This window comes from Streptomyces sp. Pv4-95 (assembly GCF_045782725.1).
In the GTDB taxonomy this organism is placed as follows: domain Bacteria; phylum Actinomycetota; class Actinomycetes; order Streptomycetales; family Streptomycetaceae; genus Streptomyces.
This window is the reverse complement of the sequence record NZ_CP127172.1, coordinates 3406337-3424238: the sequence shown is the minus strand read 5'-3', so window position 1 is coordinate 3424238 and position 17902 is coordinate 3406337. Positions and strand designations below refer to the sequence as shown.

Genomic DNA, 17902 nt, shown 5'->3' with positions numbered 1-17902 from the left:
GCCCCGCACGACCCTCACCCACCGCACAAGGAGCCGTCATGAGCAACCCTGTGATCGAGACCGAGGAACAAGGCGCCCTGCGGGACGCCGTCGCCGCGCTCGGCAAGCGCTACGGCCGGGCGTACTTCGCGCAGGTCGTCGCCGACGGAAAGCACACCGACGACCTGTGGGCGGAGGCCGCCAAGGTCGGCTACCTCGGCGTCAACCTCCCCGAGGAGTACGGCGGCGGAGGCGGCGGCATAGCCGAACTCTCCCTCGTACTGGAGGAGTTGGGTGCGGCCGGCTGCCCGCTGTTGATGCTCGTGGTGTCGCCCGCCATCTGCGGCACGGTCATCGCCCGCTTCGGCACCGAGGAGCAGAAGCGGGCCTGGCTGCCCGGCCTGGCCGACGGCACCCGCAAGATGGCCTTCGGCATCACCGAGCCGGACGCCGGCTCCAACTCGCACCGCATCACCACCACCGCCCGCCGGGACGGTGCGGAGTGGGTCCTCAACGGGCGCAAGGTCTTCGTCTCCGGGGTGGACATCGCCGATGCGACCCTGATCGTCGGCCGCACCGAGGACGCCAGGACCGGGCGCCTCAAACCGTGCCTGTTCATCGTCCCGCGCGACACCCCCGGCTTCGGGCGCAGCCCCATCCCGATGGAACTGGCCGCCCCGGAGAAGCAGTTCGAGCTGACGCTCGACGAGGTGCGGCTGCCCGTCGACGCCCTGGTCGGTGACGAGGACGCCGGGTTGCTGCAACTGTTCGCCGGCCTCAACCCCGAGCGCATCATGACCGCGGCGTTCGCCGTCGGCATGGGCCGCTACGCCCTCGACCGGGCCGTCGACTACGCCCGCACCCGGCAGGTCTGGAAGGAGCCCATCGGCGCCCACCAGGCCGTGGCGCACCCGCTCGCGCAGGCCCACATCGAACTGGAACTGGCCCGGCTGATGATGCAGAAGGCCGCGTATCTCTACGACACGGGCGACGACATGGGCGCGGGTGAGGCCGCCAACATGGCCAAGTACGCGGCGGCCGAGGCCGCGGTGCGCGCCGTCGACCAGGCCGTGCACACCCTCGGCGGCAACGGCCTCACCCAGGAGTACGGTCTCGCCTCGATGGTCACCGCCGCGCGGGTGGCCAGGATCGCGCCGGTCAGCCGCGAGATGATCCTCAACTTCGTCTCGCACCAGTCGCTGGGCCTGCCCAAGTCCTACTGAGGCCGGGCGAGGCACCCCGGGCGCAGCCCCGCACCGGAAGCCGCCGCCCACCCGAACCGCCGCCCCACCCGAACCGCCGCCCCACCCGAACCGCCGCCCCACCCGCACCGTCGCACCGCAGCCCACCGTCGCACGGAAGGACCGGTCATGGTGTTCCACGTCTTCCACAGCACATACGCCGACATCGCGCCCGTCGAGCTGCCGATCCACGAAGCCGTCCTCGGGCGGGCCGCGGTGTACGGCGACCACCCCGCGCTGATCGACGGCGTCGACGGCACCACGTTCAGCCACGCGCAGCTCGACCACGCCACCCGCCGGATCGCGGCCGGCCTCGCCGAGGCCGGCGTCCGCAAAGGGGACGTGCTGGCCCTGCACAGCCCGAACACCGTGGTCTTCCCGGCCGTCTTCCACGCCGCCTCGCGCTGCGGGGCGGCGGTCACCACCGTCCATCCGCTCGCCACCGAGGGCGAGTTCACCACCCAGCTGCGCGACAGCGGCGCCCGCTGGATCGTCACCGTCTCGGCGCTGCTGGACACCGCGCGCGGCGCCGCACACCGGGCGGGCGGCGTCGCGGAGATCTTCGTCTGCGACCACGCCGAGGGCCACCGGTCCGTCGTCGACCTGCTTGCCTCCACCGCCCCCGAGCCGTCCGTCGCCCTCGACCCGGCCGAAGACCTCGCCGTGCTCCCGTATTCCTCCGGCACCACCGGCGCGCCCAAGGGCGTGATGCTCACCCACCGCAGCATCGCCACCAACCTCGCCCAGCTCGACCCGCTGATCAGCAGCGGACCCGATGACCGGGTGCTGGCCGTACTGCCCTTCTTCCACATCTACGGGCTCACCGCCCTGATGAACGCACCGCTGCGCAACGGCTCCACCGTCGTCGTGCTGCCCCGCTTCGACCTCCAGCAGTTCCTGGCCGCCATCGCCGAACACCGCATCACCGCGGTGTACGTCGCACCGCCGATCGTGCTCGCGCTCGCCAAGCACCCCCTCGTCACCGCATACGACCTGTCCTCCCTCCGGTACCTCGTGAGCGCCGCGGCGCCCCTGGACGCCGAACTCGCGGCGGCCTGCTCCCGGCGGCTGGGGCTGCCGCCCGTCATGCAGGCGTACGGGATGACGGAACTCTCGCCGGGCACCCATGTCGTGCCCCTGGACGCGCACCGGCCACCACCGGGCGCCGTCGGCAAGCTCGTCCCCGGTACCGAGATGCGCATCGTCTCCCTGGAGACCGGCGACGACCTCCGGGCGGGCGACAGCGGCGAGATCCTCATCCGCGGCCCGCAGGTGATGAAGGGCTACCTGGGACGGCCCGCCGAGACCGACGCGATGATCGACGCCGACGGATGGCTGCGCACCGGCGACGTCGGGCGGGTGGACGACGACGGCTGGCTCTACGTCGTCGACCGGGTCAAGGAGCTGATCAAATACAAGGGCTACCAGGTCGCCCCCGCCGACCTCGAAGCCCTGCTGCTCACCCATGACGCCATCGCCGACGCGGCCGTCATCGGAGTCCTCGACGACGACGGCAACGAGGTGCCCAAGGCGTTCGTCGTCCGGCAGCAGGGGGTCGAACTGAGCGGGGACGACGTCATCGCGTACGTTGCCGGTCAGGTCGCCCCGTACAAGAAGGTGCGCCGCGTGGAGTTCCTCGACAGCGTGCCGCGCGCAGCCACCGGCAAGATCCTGCGGCGCGAACTGCGCGCCAGGGAAAGGAGTTCGACGGCCCGATGACCGACGCCACCACCGACACGGGGCACGGCGCCGCCGCCCCGCCCGAGCCCCTCGTACGGGTCGCGCACGAGCGCGGCATCGCCACCCTCACCCTGGACTCGCCGCACAACCGCAACGCCCTCTCCGCCCGGCTGGTCGCCGAGCTGCGGGCCGCGCTGGCCGAAGCGGCCGCGTCCGGCACGATCCGCGCGGTGCTCCTGTGCCACACCGGCACCACCTTCTGCGCGGGCGCCGACCTCACCGAGGCCACCGCCACCGACGCCCCGACGGCCGGCCCGCTCGGCCTCGCCGGGCTGCTGCGCACCCTCGTCGAACTGCCCAAGCCGGTCGTCGCCCGGGTCACCGGTCACGTCCGGGCGGGCGGCCTCGGTCTGCTCGGCGCCTGCGACATCTCGGTGGCCGGGCCGGAAGCCACCTTCGCCTTCACCGAGGCACGGCTCGGCCTCGCCCCCGCCGTCATCTCCCTGCCCCTGCTGCCCCGCCTGGACGCGCGCGCGGCCGGCCGCTACTACCTGACCGGCGAGAAGTTCGACGCGGCGGAAGCGGCCCGGATCGGACTGGTCACCCTGGCCGCGGACGACGTGGACGCCGGACTCGCGCCCGTCCTCGAAGGGCTGCGCAAGGGCTCCCCGCAGGGGCTGGCCGAGTCCAAGAAGCTGGTCACGGCGGAGGTGCTGCGCGCCTTCGACCGGGACACCGGCGCCCTCGCCGAGACCTCCGCGCGGCTCTTCGGCTCCGCCGAGGCCCGCGAGGGCATGACGGCCTTCCTGGAGCGCCGGGCCCCGGTATGGGCGCCGTGACGCCGGCCCGCGGCGCCAAGGAGCCCCAGCAGGAGCGCAGCCGCGCCACCCGCCTCAAGCTGCTGGAGGCCGCCGTCTCCTGCCTGGCGGAGCGCGGCTGGAGCGGCAGCACGGTCTCCGTCGTCGCCGAGCGCGCGGGCGTCTCCCGGGGCGCCGCGCAGCACCACTTCCGCACCCGCGAGGACCTCTTCACGGCGGCCGTCGAGCACGTCGCCGAGAAGCGCCAGGGTGCGCTGAAGGCCGTGGCGCACAATCTGCCGCCGGCCGGTTCGGTGGCCCGCACCTGGATCATCGTCGAGGAGATCGTCGGCCTCTACACCGGCCCGGTGTTCCGTGCCGCGCTGCACCTGTGGGTCGCGGCCTCCGACGAGGACCAGCTGCGCGAGCGGGTCACGGCGCTGGAGGCCCGGGTGGGCCGCGAGGCGCACCGCACCGCGGTGGCGCTGCTGGAGGCCGACGAATCGGTCCCCGGGGTCCGCGAGACCGTGCAGGGCCTGCTGGACATGGCGCGCGGCCTGGGCCTCGCCAACCTCCTGACGGACGACGCCGCCCGCCGCGACCGCGTCGTGGCGCAGTGGGCGAAGATCATCGACGAGGCGCTGAACCCGGCCGGGTAGCGGGCCCGGGACGGCGGGCAGGCGGCCCCGGCACGGAGCCGGGACCGCTTCGAACGCCGCCGGGGGCGGGAGCCGGACGGCTCAGCGAGCGATGTCGTCGAAGCCGACGAGATCCCGCGGGCTGCGCGCGGCGGGCCCCACGTAGCGGGCCGACGGCCGCACCAGCCGGCCGGTCCGCTTCTGCTCCAGAATGTGCGCGCTCCAGCCGGCCGTACGGGCGCAGGTGAACATCGAGGTGAACATGTGCGCCGGGACCTCCGCGAAGTCCAGCACGATGGCCGCCCAGAACTCGACGTTGGTGGCGAGCACCCGATCGGGCCGGCGGCTGTGCAGCTCGTCCAGCGCGGCCTTCTCCAGCGCAGCGGCGACCTCGAAGCGCGGCGCGTCCAGCTCCTTGGCGGTCCGCCGCAGCACGCGCGCCCGCGGGTCCTCGGCGCGGTAGACCCGGTGGCCGAAGCCCATCAGCCGCTCGCCCTTGTCCAGGGCCTGCCGGACGTACGCGTCCGCGTCGCCGGTCCGCTCGATCTCCTCGATCATGCCGAGGACGCGGGACGGGGCACCGCCGTGCAGCGGGCCGGACATCGCGCCCACCGCGCCGGACAGCGCGGCCGACACATCGGCGCCGGTGGAGGCGATGACGCGGGCGGTGAAGGTCGAGGCGTTCATGCCGTGCTCGGCGGCCGAGGTCCAGTAGGCGTCGACGGCCTTCACGTGCTTGGGGTCGGGCTCCCCGCGCCAGCGCTTCATGAAGCGCTCCACGACGGTGTCGGCCTTGTCGATCTCCCGCTGCGGCACCATCGGCAGGCCCTGCCCGCGCGCCGACTGGGCGACGTACGACAGCGCCATGACGGCGGCGCGGGCAAGGTTGTCGCGGGCGGTCCGCTCGTCGATGTCCAGCAGCGGTTTCAGGCCCCACACGGGCGCGAGCATCGCGAGCGCGGACTGGACATCGACCCGGATGTCACCGGAATGCACGGGGATCGGGAACGGCTCGGCGGGCGGCAGACCGGGGTTGAACGCCCCGTCGACCAGCAGCCCCCAGACGTTGCCGAAGGACACGTGCCCGACAAGATCTTCGATGTCGACCCCGCGGTAGCGGAGCGCTCCGCCTTCCTTGTCCGGTTCGGCGATCTCCGTCTCGAACGCGACGACTCCCTCGAGTCCGGGTACGAAGTCGGACATCAGGCGGCTCCTCAAGATGGGGACGGCACACGGTCCGTGACCGATGCCGTGCGGTCGAGTCTGGTGCGGTGCCGGGCGGCTACGCGGCTGCGCCGGGCAGCTCGCGGTCCGTTCCGGTCACCTCGGTGATGCCCCGCCAGGGCAGAGGTCACGCGACGGTTCCGCCGGCGGTGGGTCGGGCCGCGGGCGGCCACGTGCGAGGTGGTGCGTTACGTGTGTGTGCGGTGCGTTGCGGTGGTCGTGCGCGCCGGAACGCTGCTCCGTTGCATCGCGTTTCCTGCGTGGTCTCTTCAGGGCAGCGGTACGTCCCTTCAGGCCGGACACGATAGCTCGCGATGTTCGAAGGCCACAGTGGCTCGACCGACGATTTTGGCGGGTTCGTCACCTGCGGGGGAGGGTGAGATCCGGCACACCGGTCGATTCGCCGACGGGAGGGTTACGGCCCGTCGACGAGGGGCAGACTTCCGCCCCGCCCGGCTGACCGGGCCGCGCCGAATGCTGCAAGATGAGGCCGTGCACTCCGCCGACACGCCCTCTCCCCTGAACCCCGATCCCTCGTCCATGCGCGCGCACTACCGCGCCGAGGGACTCGACGGGTCCGACCTCGCAGCCAGTCCGTACGAGCAATTCGCGTACTGGTTCAAGGAAGCGACCGCCGCCGGCCTGCACGAACCCAACGCGATGGTCGTCTCGACCGCGGACGCCACGGGCCGCCCGAGTTCGCGCACGGTCCTGCTGAAGGCGTTCGACGAGCGCGGCTTCGTCTTCTTCACCAACTACACGAGCCGCAAAGGCCGCGACTTGGCCGAAAATCCCCATGTCTCGCTGCTGTTCCCCTGGCACGCGCTCGCCCGCCAGGTCATCGTGAACGGCACCGCGGAACGCATCGGCCGGGACGAGACCGCCGCCTACTTCCGTACCCGCCCGCACGGCTCCCAGCTGGGCGCCTGGGCGAGCGACCAGTCCACGCCGGTGGCCTCGCGCGCCGAACTGGAGCGGTCCTACGAGCAATTGGCCGCGCGTTATCCGGAAGGCGAACAGGTGCCTGCGCCGCCGCACTGGGGCGGCTATCGCGTCACCGCGGAAACGGCGGAATTCTGGCAGGGCCGGCACAACCGGCTGCACGACCGGCTGCGGTACGTACGCGAGTCCGAAGGCGGCGCCGGGGCATGGGTCTGGAACCTGGAGCGGCTGTCGCCCTGACCGCGTCCCGCGCGGGAATCGCCCCCCACACGCAGACGACCCGCGGGCTGCTTCCCCCGCGCTCGGTGGCGCGAAGGGCCGGTCGGACGAACCGGCAGCCCGCGGGTCGGGTGACTGCTTGGGATTGGCCGGCTGCGCATCTGCAGTATGCGCTGGTCCGGCGCTGCATTGGTGAAGCGACGGGCCGCTAGCCCGCAGCCACCTCACGCGTCCGGTGCGAAATCATTGGCCGAACCACCTCCCTTCTCGTGTGCTCCACACATTAGGAACCGCTCCTGGCGCACACAACCGAATTTCCCCGAAGCAACGATTTCCGGGAATGGGGTGTGTGCTGGGTCACGTTCCAGTTGAATGACCCAGGTGCAGCACGTGCGGCCGCGTTCGTAAGGGGTGCCAGTGACTGCTTCGTCAGCCTCGTCGTCCGATCACCGCGCCGACGCCGCGTCGTCCGGTCCCGCCGACGGGCCGCGGGCCCCGGGCGAGGACGGGGCCCCCTCGTCCACCGGCTCCGCCGACGACTCCGGCCGGTCGCCGCGCAACGACGACTCCGGACTGCTCGCGGCCCTCCTGGACGGCATGGACGCCGCCCTGGTCGCCTTCGCGGGCGACGGCACGGTCACCCACTGGAATCAGGAGGCCGAGCGGATCCTGGGCTGGACGGCCAAGGAGGCGGTCGGACGCCCCGGCCTGTCCGGCTGGGCCGTCCGCCGGGAGGACAGCGACGAGATCGACGCGGTCCTCGCGACCGCGATGCGCTCCCGGGGCCGGCAGGTACACGAATTCGCGCTGCTCACCAAGGACGGCCACCGCGTCCTCGTGCGCACCCAGTCCTCTGCGGTCCGCGGCGGCGACGGCCGCGTCGCCGGCGTGTACTGCGCCTTCAGCGAGGTGCACACCCAGATCGACCTGGAGCGGTCCATCGCCCTGAGCGAGGCCCTCTTCGAGGACGCCTCCTGGGGCGTGGTGCTGGTGGACGCCGACCTGCGGCCCGCGGCCGTCAACGCCCATGCCGCCCGCGTCCTGGGCGTGGGACGCACCGCCCTGCTCGGCCGCCCCCTCGGCGACCTGCTCGCGCAGGGCGTGGAGGAGTTGGAGAGCGCGCTGCAGCACGTCCTCGCCGAGGGTGCGCCGCCGGCCGCCGCCGAGCTGTGGGTGACGCTGCGCTCCGAGGAGGCCGATCTGCCGCGCCGGTGCTGGCGCAGCGGATTCGTCCGGCTCGCCTCCCCGCTCGCCGAGGAACCGGTGCCGCTGGGTGTGGCCTGGCTCTTCCAGGACGTCACCGAGGCCAAGCGGGCCGAGCAGGAGAACTCCCTGCTGCGCTTCCGGGCCCAGCAGCTGCACCGCGCGGGCCGCGCGGCCGCCGAGTGCCCGGACCCGGCCGAGGCCGCCGCCGTCCACCTCGACTTCGCCCTGGCGGGCTTCGCCGACCACGGCCTGGTCGACCTCGCCAGGACCCCCGCCCCGGCGCCGTACGGAACGGTCGGCGAGGACGCGGAATGGGACGCCGACATGGGCCCGGCCGAGGACGGGAGCGACGAGCGGCCCGGCGCCGGCGGGCGCCCACGGTGGGGCGATCCGCCGCGGCTGGTGCGGACCCTGGCCTCCCCGGCCGGATCCCCCGGCCCCTCCGAGGCGGTTCCCGCGACGGGCATTCCGGTGGCGTACGCGCCGGGCCATCCGGCGGCCCAGGCGTACGAACGCCGCGGTTCGGTGCGCACCAGCGCGGGCCCGGACGCGTCCGGGGGCTGGGCCGCCGCCCGCAAATGGCCGGACGGCACGGTGCACGGCCTGTGCGTGGTGCTGCGCAGCCGCGGTCGCACGCTCGGCGTCGTCACGTTCCTGCGCACCCCGGCCCGGCGCCCGTTCGACCGCGCGGACGCCGACTACGCCGAGGACGTCGCGGCCCGCATCGCCGCCGCACTGGACCTCGCGGGCGCCGCGGGGCTCTGAACGGGACGGGCCCGGACGGGCCCGCGGGCCCGGGGCCGCGCGGGCGAGGTCACTGGCGGTAGAAGATCCGGTCCGCGTACTCGCTCATCACCCGGCCGTTCCACTCGTGACCGCCGTCGACGTTCCCCGAGCGCAGCAGCGGCGGGTCGATGCCCCGCTCCGCCAGCTCGCCGGCCGCCGTCGCGACCACGGCCTGCATGATCGCGCTGGTGACGACCGTGGAGGCGGGGGCGAAGGGCGCCTCGATGCCCGGCAGCGTCAACTCCGCGTCGCCGACCGGAATGCGGCTGTCCAGGACGATGTCGCAGTGGTCCTTGAGATACGTCCCGGAGGCGTGCCGGGGCTTGGTCTCCGTGGTGTACGCCACCGAGGTGAGGCCGATGACCTTGATGCCGAGCGCCCGCGCGTTCATCGCCATCTCCACGGGCAGCGCGTTGCGCCCGGAGAGCGAGATGATCACCAGCACGTCGCCCGCCTTCAGCGCGCTGGTGTCCAGCACCGCGCCGGCCAGCCCGTCGACCCGCTCCAGGGCGCTGCCGAGCGTCGCGGGCCGTACGTCGACGCCCACGACGCCGGGGACGGACAGCAGGTTCATGACCGCCAGGCCGCCGGCGCGGTAGACCGTGTCCTGGGCCGGCAGCGAGGAGTGCCCGGCGCCGAAGGAGAAGACCCGGCCGCCGGCCGCGACGGTGTCGGCGATCAGTTGCCCGGCCGCGGCGATCCGGTCGCCCTCCTGGTCACGGACCTGCCGCAGCAGGCCGATCGCGGCGTCGAAGAACTGATCGCCCAGCCGGTCGCTCCGGTCGCTCTCAGCCATTGCCGCGGGCCCCTCTCGTCGAGTCTCGTCGAAGCGTCGCACCGGCATTCCTGCCTCGCGCACACCACCGCGCACCACTGCGCGCGCCTGTCCCCGACGGGGTTTTCGCCCGGGAGGCAAGCGTGGCGCGGATCACGTTGCGGTCTGGACCAGTGCCCTGTCAATACGGACGCGACGTCCGCTGCGCGGACGAGGAGGCACTGTTGTCAGCGGGATGCGTCAGAATTGAGTCCAGGGCCACCGCACGACACATCGAGGGGCACGCATGTCCGGACTGATCGACACCACGGAGATGTATCTCCGCACCATCCTCGAACTGGAAGAGGAAGGTGTGGTCCCCATGCGCGCCCGGATCGCGGAGCGGCTCGAACAGAGCGGCCCGACGGTCAGCCAGACAGTGGCGCGCATGGAGCGAGACGGCCTGCTGACGGTCGCGGGTGACCGGCACCTGGAGCTGACGGAAGAAGGCCGGCGACTGGCGACCAGGGTGATGCGCAAGCACCGCCTCGCCGAGTGTCTGCTCGTCGACGTCATCGGGCTGGAGTGGGAGCAGGTCCACGCCGAGGCGTGTCGTTGGGAGCATGTGATGAGCGAGGCGGTCGAGCGCCGCGTCGTGGAGCTGCTGCGGCATCCGACCGAGTCGCCCTACGGCAACCCGATCCCGGGGCTGGAGGAGCTCGGTGAGACGGCGGGCGGCGACCCGTTCCTGGACGCCGGCATGGTCAGCCTGACGGACCTGGACGCCGGGACCGACGGCAAGACGGTCGTGGTGCGCCGCATCGGCGAGCCCATCCAGGCCGACGCCCAGCTGATGTACACCCTGCGCAGGGCCGGCGTGCAGCCGGGCGCCGTGGTGAGCGTGACGGAGTCGCCGGGCGGGGTGCTGGTCGGCAGCAGCGGCGAGGCCGCCGAGCTGGACGCCGGTATCGCCTCCCACGTCTTCGTCGCCAAGCGCTGACCGGGCAGGAGCCCCGAGGGGCTGCGGGCGCCGGCAGGGGGCGCATCTCCCTGGGCCGGGGCCCGGAAAATCTCCGCACGGCCACCGGGCCGCGGCGTCCCTTTGAGCTGCGAGGACGCGGTGTCCCGCCGGCTCGGCAACCGCTTGTCGGTTGAACGGGCTTGTGCGAATCCGTGCGATTCGGCCGGTCTCGTGCCACGCTGGCGCTGACGCATCGGCATACGTCGCCACGAGACGTGTGCCGTAAGACCTGGATGGGACCGGGCGGCTTGCGCGGCTGAACGCCCACGCGGACAGGGCGCCCGCCGTCGGCTCCTCGGGCCGGGGAGGGGGCTCGGATGCGTCCACGGAGTCCGATCGGCCGCTCACGTCTGCCGGGCGCGGTACGCGCGGTGCACCCGCCGCTTCCGTGGCCCGCTTTCCCTGGAGACAGTCGGGGCCCCGGCGCTGCGAGCAGCCGAGGCCCCGCCTCCCCATGTCCCCCCGCCAAGACCCGGAGCCCCGAGCTCCCAGGGTCTTCTTCTCCCGCGGGCCCCCTTCCCGGTAGGGCCCGCCTCCCGCCACATTTCTCCCCGTGGCGCTCGCGGCCAATCCTTGAGCGTGGTCACCCGAACGAGGGGTCTTGGGCGCGAATGCCGTACGTTCGAATAGAGGTTCGATAGTGTGGGGCTGATCGAGGGACGATTGGGGGTGCCAAGGCGCATGGTGCGACGCATCGATGTGACCGGGACCGGTGGCGTGCGGCTCGCCGCCTGGGAATTCACCGATCCGCCCAAGATCGGCGGCGCGGGGGAGGCTGAGCGCGGACCGGGTGTTCTGCTCCTGCACGGACTGATGGGCCGCGCGGCGCACTGGGCCGATACCGCGCGATGGCTGAGCGCGCGCTACCGCCCGGTCGGCCTCGATCAGCGCGGCCATGGCCGCAGCGACAAGCCCGCCGACGGTCCGTACGACCGCGATGCGTATGTCGACGACGCCATCGCCGCCATCGAGCAGCTCGGGCTGGCCCCCGTCGTCCTGATCGGTCACTCCATGGGGGCTCTGACGGCGTGGCAGTTGGCGGCCCGCCGACCGGATCTGGTGAGCGCGCTGGTGATCTGCGATATGCGTGCCTCGGCGCTCGGGGCGGCGTCGCAGCAGGATTGGACCGAGTGGTTCCGCTCCTGGCCGGTGCCGTTCGCGACCCTCGCCGATGTCCGCAAGTGGTTCGGCGAGGACGACCCGACACTGGAGCGGCCCCGGCCGGCCCGCGGCGAGTTCTTCGCCGAGGTGATGGCCGAGCGCGCGGACGGCTGGCGCCCGGTCTTCTCCCGCCGTCAGATGCTCACGGCCCGGGCGACCTGGGTGCACGACGCCCATTGGGAGGAACTCGCCCATGTGCGCTGCCCGACGCTCGTGGTCCGCGGCCTCGACGGCGAGCTGGGCCGCGCCGAGGCTCAGGAGATGGTCCGGGTGCTCCCGGGCGGTGTCTACGCCGAAATAGCCGACACCGGCCACCTCCTGCCCTGGGAACAACCCGACGCCTGGCGCCGCGCCGTCGACCCCTTCCTGGCCGAGGCCCTCCCCTCAACCTGACCACCCGAGCCCCGGCGTCCGGCGCACCGGAAGTGTGCGGGAGGGCCTCGCCCGTGAGCGCCGCCGAGCCCGATCGGGGGCGGGGCTCGGTGGCGCGGCCTCCAAGGGCCACTGACCCGATGCACGTGGCCTCCCGGGCTCGGGGCGCGCGGCCGGGAAGGCCGCGCGGGCGCCCTCCGACGAGGAGAGCACGGCCGGAACGGACGAGGAATGCCCGGCCGGAACGGACCGGCCGGAGGCCAGGCCCGGTCAAGCGCCCCGCCGCGAGCCCCGGCCAGGACGCCCGCGGTCGAAACCCCCACCGAGCCGCCGCCCCACAAGGCACGCACCGAGGCACCGAGTTCGTGGACGGCAGCTCAGATGCCTGGAGGAGGCCCGTACCGACTCCGTAGGGGGCAACTGAGACGCCCAGAGGCATCAGCCCGAGTTCCATCCGCCCCGGAGCCGCGGGAGAAGCCCCACCGAGCCCTGCCGACAGAAAGGAGGGCCGGCCCCGAAAGGCCGACCCTCCTTTGTGGTCGATGGGCGCAGGTTCGCAGCCCCGTAGGCCCCGCTCTACCCCTTGCTGACCGCCGTCAGGATTTCCGGCAGTCGACGGGCCACCCGTGGGGCGGCCAGCCGGAGGCCCAGTTCCGCGATGCCCACGGCGTACAGCGCGCCCACCGGCAGCAGCACCCACAACAGGTCGTGCATGCCCGCGATATGCAGCCAGAGCGTCAGCCCGAGCATCGGCGCACTGAGCACCGCGCCGATCAGCAGGCCGCCGAAGAGGCTGAACCAGGCGATGGAGCCCTGCCCCGGGGCGACGTTCTTGTTGCCTTCCGACGGGATCGAGTACGGGAAGAGGGCCGAGGATAGCGCCCCGGTGGCCAGCAGCGCGCCCAGCAGGGCCAGCGACAGCCCGTACACCTCGATGAAGGAGGACCACGGGCCGATGAGGGCGGCGGTGCCGATGACGACCAGCGTCACGTACGGGACCGCCACCAGGGCCAGCGTCAGCGCGCGGGCCCGCAGTTCCTCGTACGCGTCCCGCGGTGTGCAGATCGTCGACGCGACCATCCAGAACGCCGAGGTGTCCTGCCCGAACTGGTTGTACATCTGCATGCCGAGCAGCGCGGACGCCGAGAACGCGGTGTAGATGCTGCCCCTGCCCTGTACGGACGAGACGAACGGCACCAGCAGGCCGACGGCGAGCGAGGTCGCCCACGACATCTTCGTCTTGGGGTCGCGCCACGCGTAGCGCAGCGCCCGCAGCATGACCGTGCCGGTGCGGCCGGACGGCAGCATCCGGGCGAGACCGCGCTCTCCGGTGTCGGTCCGGCGTGCGCTGTCCTTCTCCACGGCCTGGAGAGTGGACGAGTCCGGGGACGTCATCAGGGTGGTCAGGGTCCGCTGCCACCACCACAGCAGCAGGCCCAGGGCGAGCGCCGTCAGCGCCAGGCCGGCCGCGGCCCGCCCGTACGCCCCGTGGCCCGCGTCCTCCACGGCGCTCATCGCGGAGGCCGGCGGCACCCAGCGCAGTACGTCGCCGATCGGCTCCAGCACGGACAGACCGTCGGGGCGGCCCAGCTTCTGGGCGGCGATGTTGACGCCCTGGGCGCCGACGGCGATGAACAGGCCGCTCAGCACGGCCAGATCGCGGCCGCGGCGGCTGGTCAGCAGCCGCACCGAGGCGGTGGCGACGGCGCGCGCCAGGGACACGCACACCAACACCACCAGGACGACGGCCAGGACGCCGACGGCGCCGGCGACCGGGCCGTCCGCGACCGCGATCACCGAGCCGACCATCAGGGCGAGCGTGAAGACCGGACCGATGCCGACGAGCGACGCGGCCAGCAGCGAGACGATCAGCGGGCGCGGCCGCAGCGGCAGCATGACCAGCCGCGTGGGATCGAGGGTCTCGTCGCCGGTGGGGAAGAACAGCGGCATCACCGCCCAGCCGAGGGTGAGGATCCCGGTGAGCAGCACGACCAGTGCGCCGGCGTGCTCGTTGCCCCGCAGCGCGACGAGCCCCAGCACCGCCCCGGCGGCGAAGAGCAGGCCGACGACGATCGAGGCGATGTACGCCAGGGTCCGTCCGGTGGACTGGCGCAGCCCGTTGCGCAGCAGCGTCAGCTTCAGCCGGACGAAGACGGTGGTCAGGGAGGGGGCGGCGGCCGGGCGGACGACCGCGACGGCGGATTCGGTGCTCATCGGGCGCCGCCACCGCCCAGCCAGTCCAGGTTCTGACCCGCCCCGCGGTCACCTGCGCCGACGAGTTCGAGGAAGGCGTCCTGCAGCGAGGGCGCCGCGCCGCGGACCTGCGCGATCGGACCGTCCGCGCGGATCCGCCCGGCGGCCATCACCGCGACCCAGTCGCACAGCGACTCGACGAGTTCCATGACGTGGCTGGAGAAGATCACGGTGGCGCCGGAGGCGGTGTAGCGCTCCAGGACGCCGCGGATGGTCTGCGCGGACACCGGGTCGACGCCCTCGAAGGGCTCGTCGAGGAAGAGGATCTCGGGGTTGTGCAGCAGCGCCGCTGCCAGCCCGATCTTCTTGCGCATACCGGTCGAGTAGTCCACGACGAGTTTGTGCTGGGAGCCGGAGAGGTCCAGCACGTCCAGGAGCTGCCCGGCCCGCTTGTCGACCTCGTCGCCGGGCAGTCCGCGCAACCGGCCGATGTAGCCGAGGAGTTCCCGGCCGGACAGTCGCTCGAAGAGCCGCAGGCCCTCGGGCAGTACGCCGATCCGGGACTTCACGGCAACCGGGTCCTGCCACACGTCGTGGCCGCCGATCTCGACCTGTCCGGAGTCCGGCCGCAGCAGGCCCGTCACCATGGAAAGCGTGGTCGTCTTGCCCGCGCCGTTGGGCCCGACCAGGCCGATGAAGCGGCCCGCGGGCAGCGTCAAGTCGATGCCGGATACGGCGACTTGATCGCCGAAGCGCTTCCACAGGCCCTGGATGCGGACGGCGGGCGCGCCGTCCGGTGCGGTCGGCCCGCCGGATCCCGCGTCCGGTGCGGTCTGCTGCGGGGCCGTCGCGGCCCGCTCCTTGCTGTGTTCCGGTTCGTTGGCCACCGGTCCTGCCCTTCGACGTCCCCGCAGGGGCCGATCCTGCCCCCGTCGGCGCCCCACGATACGGGCGGGCGGGCAGCACGGCGGGATCCGGGACGGGCGCAGCGGCAACCAGGACGGCGGGGCAGGGGCGGGCCGGAAGGGGCGTGGTGGGCCGGGCCTCAGTGGCCCCGGGCGGCCGCCGCGTCGCGGGCGCAGGCGTACGCCAGCGGGCTGATCAGCTCCTCCACGTCCGGCAGCCAGCGGTTGCTGGCCGTGGGGCGGCGGGCCCACTGCACCGAGCCGTGGGCCCCCACCCTGGTCGGCGGGGCGGCGATGTATTCGCCCTCGCCGCGGCACACCAGGTCGAGGGCGGCCGGCGGCCAGCCCAGGCTGCGTACGAGGGCCGGCACCTTCACCGCGGCGCCGGGGAGGACGAGGAAGAGCATCCGGCGGTCCGGGGTGCGCGTCACCGGGCCGAGCGGCAGTTCCATCCGCTCCATACGGGCCAGGGCCAGACAGCCCGCGGTCTCGGGAACGTCGAGCGCCTCGAACGTCCGGCCCGTCGGGAGCAGGATCGAGGCGTGCGGCTGCTTGGTCCACATGCGCCGGACGGCCGTCGCGCTGCCGCTGGCCTGGCCGGCCCATCCCGGAGCGGTGGGGTGCGCGCCGGGCGCGGGGCAGTCGGCGGCGCCGCACGAGCAGCGCGGCGTCCGGCCGTCGTGCTCCAGCCATGCGCCGGGGAACACATCCCAATGCCGTTCTTCCGCGTAACGCACCGCAGTGTCGAGCAGCTGCTCGCCGCGCTGCTTGGGGATCTGCGAGGCTCCTGTGACTCCGATGGTCTCTTCCACGCTGAGGACAACTTCCCTTGTCACCAAGGGTTACGGCCGACACGCGGCGCACCCCGGCGCATCGTTCCGGCACGCGGGGCGCATGGGTGCATCGGCGGGGGCGCGTGTGGGGCCGGGGCCCCAGGAGCGGGTAGCCACCTGCCTGACGGGCGGAGAGGCCGCCCGGCGGCGTCCGTGGTGCGCAGGAGGGGGAGCCCGGGCACAGCGGCGCCGTGATCCGAGTGTGGGCACCGCGCGTCCGTTCTTCTCGCAGGTCAACTCCCGGGCCGCACCAGGGCCCGGCGGTCACGCTTCGCACGACGGCGCCACGACGGGCAACGACCGGAAGCCCGTATTCAACGCATCTGCCGCAAAGTGCCGAAGAGGTGTATCGCTCGTATCCCGGAAGTCTCGGATATCCGGCATATTCCTGGGGAATTGATCGCGGGGAACGGCGTTCGACGGTGAACGCGCAGCAGCAACTGGGGGTACAGCATGGCCGCAAGGCCACTCGTCGCGCGGCAGCCCAACGAACGGCTGCAGGCGCTGATCCAGGAAGCCGCCTGCTCCAACGCGGGGCTGGCCCGCCGCGTCAACATGTGCGGTGCGGAACACGGTCTCGACCTGCGGTACGACAAGACCTCGGTGGCCCGCTGGCTGCGTGGCCAGCAGCCGAGGGGCCGCGCGCCGGCCGTCATCGCGGAGGCGCTCGGCCGGAAGCTGGGGCGCACGGTCACCATCGACGAGATCGGGATGGCCGACGGCAAGAACCTCGCGTCCGGGGTGGGGCTGCAGTTCTCGCCGACCGTCCTCGGGGCGATCGAGCAGGTCTGCGAGCTGTGGCGCAGCGACGTCGGGCGGCGTGACTTCCTCAGCGGCTCGACGGTGGCGGCCTCCGCGCTGGTGGAGCCCAGCCGGGACTGGCTGATCACCGGCGCGGACACCCAGGTCGCCCGCAGCGCCGGCTCACGGGTCGGCATGGCGGACGTCGAAGCGGTCCGCGCGATGACCTCGGCGCTGAGCGAGCTGGACCACCGGTTCGGCGCCGGACACGTCCGGCCGGTCGTCGTGCACTACCTCAACAGCGTCGTCTCGGGGCTGCTCGCCGGCTCGTACCGCGAATCCGTCGGACGGGAGCTGTTCGCGGCGGTCGCCCGGCTGACGGAGCTGGGCGGCTACATGGCCGTCGACACCGGTCAGCCCGGACTCGCGCAGCGCTACTACATCCAGGCGCTGCGCCTGGCGCAGGCGGCCGGTGACCGCGGTTACGGCGGCTACGTACTGGCCGCGAGCATGAGCCACCTCGCCGCCTCGCTCGGCAACCCGCGGGAGATCGCCCAGCTGGCCCGGGCCGCGCAGGAGGGCGCCCGTGGGCATGTCACGCCGCGTGCGGAGGCGATGTTCTGTGCGGCGGAGGCGCGCGGACACGCCCTGATGGGGGACGGCCGGGCGTTCCAGGCCGTGGCGGGCCGGGCGCTCACCGCGATGGAGCGCGCCGAGGCCGCCGCCGACGCGGGCGACGACCCGGTCTGGATCAGCCACTTCGACGAGGCGTACCTCGCCGATGAACTGGCCCACTGCCATCGCGACCTGGGGCAGCCGGGGCCCGCCGAGGAGCGGGCCAGGGAAGCGCTGGACAAGCATCCGGAGGGCCGGGCGCGGCGCCGCGCCATCGGGCTGGTGCTGCTGGCCGGCGCCCAGGTGCAGCAGCGTGAGATCGAGCAGGCATGCCACACGGGGTCCCGGGCGGTGGAGCTGCTGAGCACGCTGCGCTCGAACCGCGGCGTCGAGTATCTGGAGGATCTGCAGCTGCGCCTGGAGCCGTATCGGGACGAACCGGTCGTGCGGGAGTTCAGCGCCCGGATGGAGCTGCGGACCGTGGCGGCGTAAGGGCCGGCGGCGGGCACGGGCGTTTCGCGGGACGCCGGGCGGGCCGGGGAATCCGGTCCGCCCGGTGCGTCGGGGGCCCGCGGTCGCCGCACCCGTGGGCCGG

Annotated in this window: 14 protein-coding genes; 9 read left to right on the top strand and 5 right to left on the bottom strand. The window is 73.2% G+C overall.

Annotated features, from left to right (window positions below; all coding sequences use genetic code 11):
- Positions 1–38: 38 nt before the first annotated feature.
- From QOM21_RS14960 to QOM21_RS14945, 4 genes are all read left to right on the top strand, one after another.
- Entirely contained in the window at positions 39–1202 is a 1164-nt protein-coding gene (locus QOM21_RS14960) for an acyl-CoA dehydrogenase family protein (RefSeq protein WP_407550430.1), read from the top strand.
- A 147-nt stretch (positions 1203–1349) separates the two neighbouring features.
- A complete protein-coding gene (locus tag QOM21_RS14955) occupies positions 1350–2939 on the top strand; it encodes a 4-coumarate--CoA ligase family protein (protein WP_407550429.1) in 1590 nt (529 codons plus the stop codon).
- Entirely contained in the window at positions 2936–3739 is an 804-nt protein-coding gene (locus QOM21_RS14950; RefSeq protein ID WP_407550427.1) for an enoyl-CoA hydratase family protein, read from the top strand. Before QOM21_RS14955 ends, QOM21_RS14950 begins: the two co-directional genes overlap by 4 nt.
- The gene (locus tag QOM21_RS14945; protein ID WP_407550425.1) at positions 3727–4356 is read left to right on the top strand and encodes a TetR/AcrR family transcriptional regulator; all 630 of its coding nucleotides are present in this window, start codon (positions 3727–3729) and stop codon (positions 4354–4356) included. Before QOM21_RS14950 ends, QOM21_RS14945 begins: the two co-directional genes overlap by 13 nt.
- A gap of 81 nt (positions 4357–4437) precedes the next feature.
- On the opposite strand, the gene QOM21_RS14940 is transcribed toward QOM21_RS14945, so the two are convergent.
- The gene (locus QOM21_RS14940; protein ID WP_407550423.1) at positions 4438–5538 is read right to left on the bottom strand and encodes a citrate synthase 2; all 1101 of its coding nucleotides are present in this window, start codon (positions 5536–5538) and stop codon (positions 4438–4440) included.
- Between the two features lie 561 nt (positions 5539–6099).
- Between QOM21_RS14940 and pdxH the strand changes: the two genes are divergently transcribed.
- Together pdxH and QOM21_RS14930 are read left to right on the top strand one after the other, a co-directional pair.
- Complete coding sequence (gene pdxH / locus QOM21_RS14935; RefSeq protein WP_407555678.1) at positions 6100–6741, top strand: pyridoxamine 5'-phosphate oxidase; 642 nt, start codon at positions 6100–6102, stop codon at positions 6739–6741.
- Positions 6742–7137: 396 nt separating this feature from the next.
- On the top strand, positions 7138–8691 hold the full coding sequence (locus tag QOM21_RS14930; protein ID WP_407550421.1) for a PAS domain S-box protein: 1554 nt from the start codon (positions 7138–7140) through the stop codon (positions 8689–8691).
- A gap of 49 nt (positions 8692–8740) precedes the next feature.
- Here the strand turns inward: QOM21_RS14930 and QOM21_RS14925 are convergent, their stop codons facing one another.
- Entirely contained in the window at positions 8741–9508 is a 768-nt protein-coding gene (locus tag QOM21_RS14925; RefSeq protein WP_407550419.1) for an SIS domain-containing protein, read from the bottom strand.
- A gap of 265 nt (positions 9509–9773) precedes the next feature.
- Between QOM21_RS14925 and QOM21_RS14920 the strand changes: the two genes are divergently transcribed.
- Complete coding sequence (locus QOM21_RS14920; RefSeq protein ID WP_393894718.1) at positions 9774–10466, top strand: metal-dependent transcriptional regulator; 693 nt, start codon at positions 9774–9776, stop codon at positions 10464–10466.
- Between the two features lie 702 nt (positions 10467–11168).
- Positions 11169–12041 (top strand): alpha/beta fold hydrolase, encoded by an 873-nt coding sequence (locus QOM21_RS14915; protein WP_407550417.1) that lies wholly within the window; start codon positions 11169–11171, stop codon positions 12039–12041.
- Between the two features lie 555 nt (positions 12042–12596).
- Here QOM21_RS14915 and QOM21_RS14910 read toward each other — a convergent pair.
- From QOM21_RS14910 to QOM21_RS14900, 3 genes are all read right to left on the bottom strand, one after another.
- The gene (locus tag QOM21_RS14910; RefSeq protein ID WP_407550415.1) at positions 12597–14234 is read right to left on the bottom strand and encodes a transporter; all 1638 of its coding nucleotides are present in this window, start codon (positions 14232–14234) and stop codon (positions 12597–12599) included.
- Entirely contained in the window at positions 14231–15100 is an 870-nt protein-coding gene (locus tag QOM21_RS14905; RefSeq protein ID WP_407550413.1) for an ABC transporter ATP-binding protein, read from the bottom strand. The genes QOM21_RS14910 and QOM21_RS14905 overlap by 4 nt, the downstream gene beginning before the upstream one ends.
- Positions 15101–15258: 158 nt before the next feature.
- The gene (locus QOM21_RS14900; RefSeq protein ID WP_407550412.1) at positions 15259–15930 is read right to left on the bottom strand and encodes a bifunctional DNA primase/polymerase; all 672 of its coding nucleotides are present in this window, start codon (positions 15928–15930) and stop codon (positions 15259–15261) included.
- A 474-nt stretch (positions 15931–16404) separates the two neighbouring features.
- On the opposite strand from QOM21_RS14900, the gene QOM21_RS14895 reads away from it, so the two are divergent.
- On the top strand, positions 16405–17799 hold the full coding sequence (locus QOM21_RS14895) for a transcriptional regulator (RefSeq protein WP_407550410.1): 1395 nt from the start codon (positions 16405–16407) through the stop codon (positions 17797–17799).
- The last annotated feature ends 103 nt before the right edge of the window (positions 17800–17902 follow it).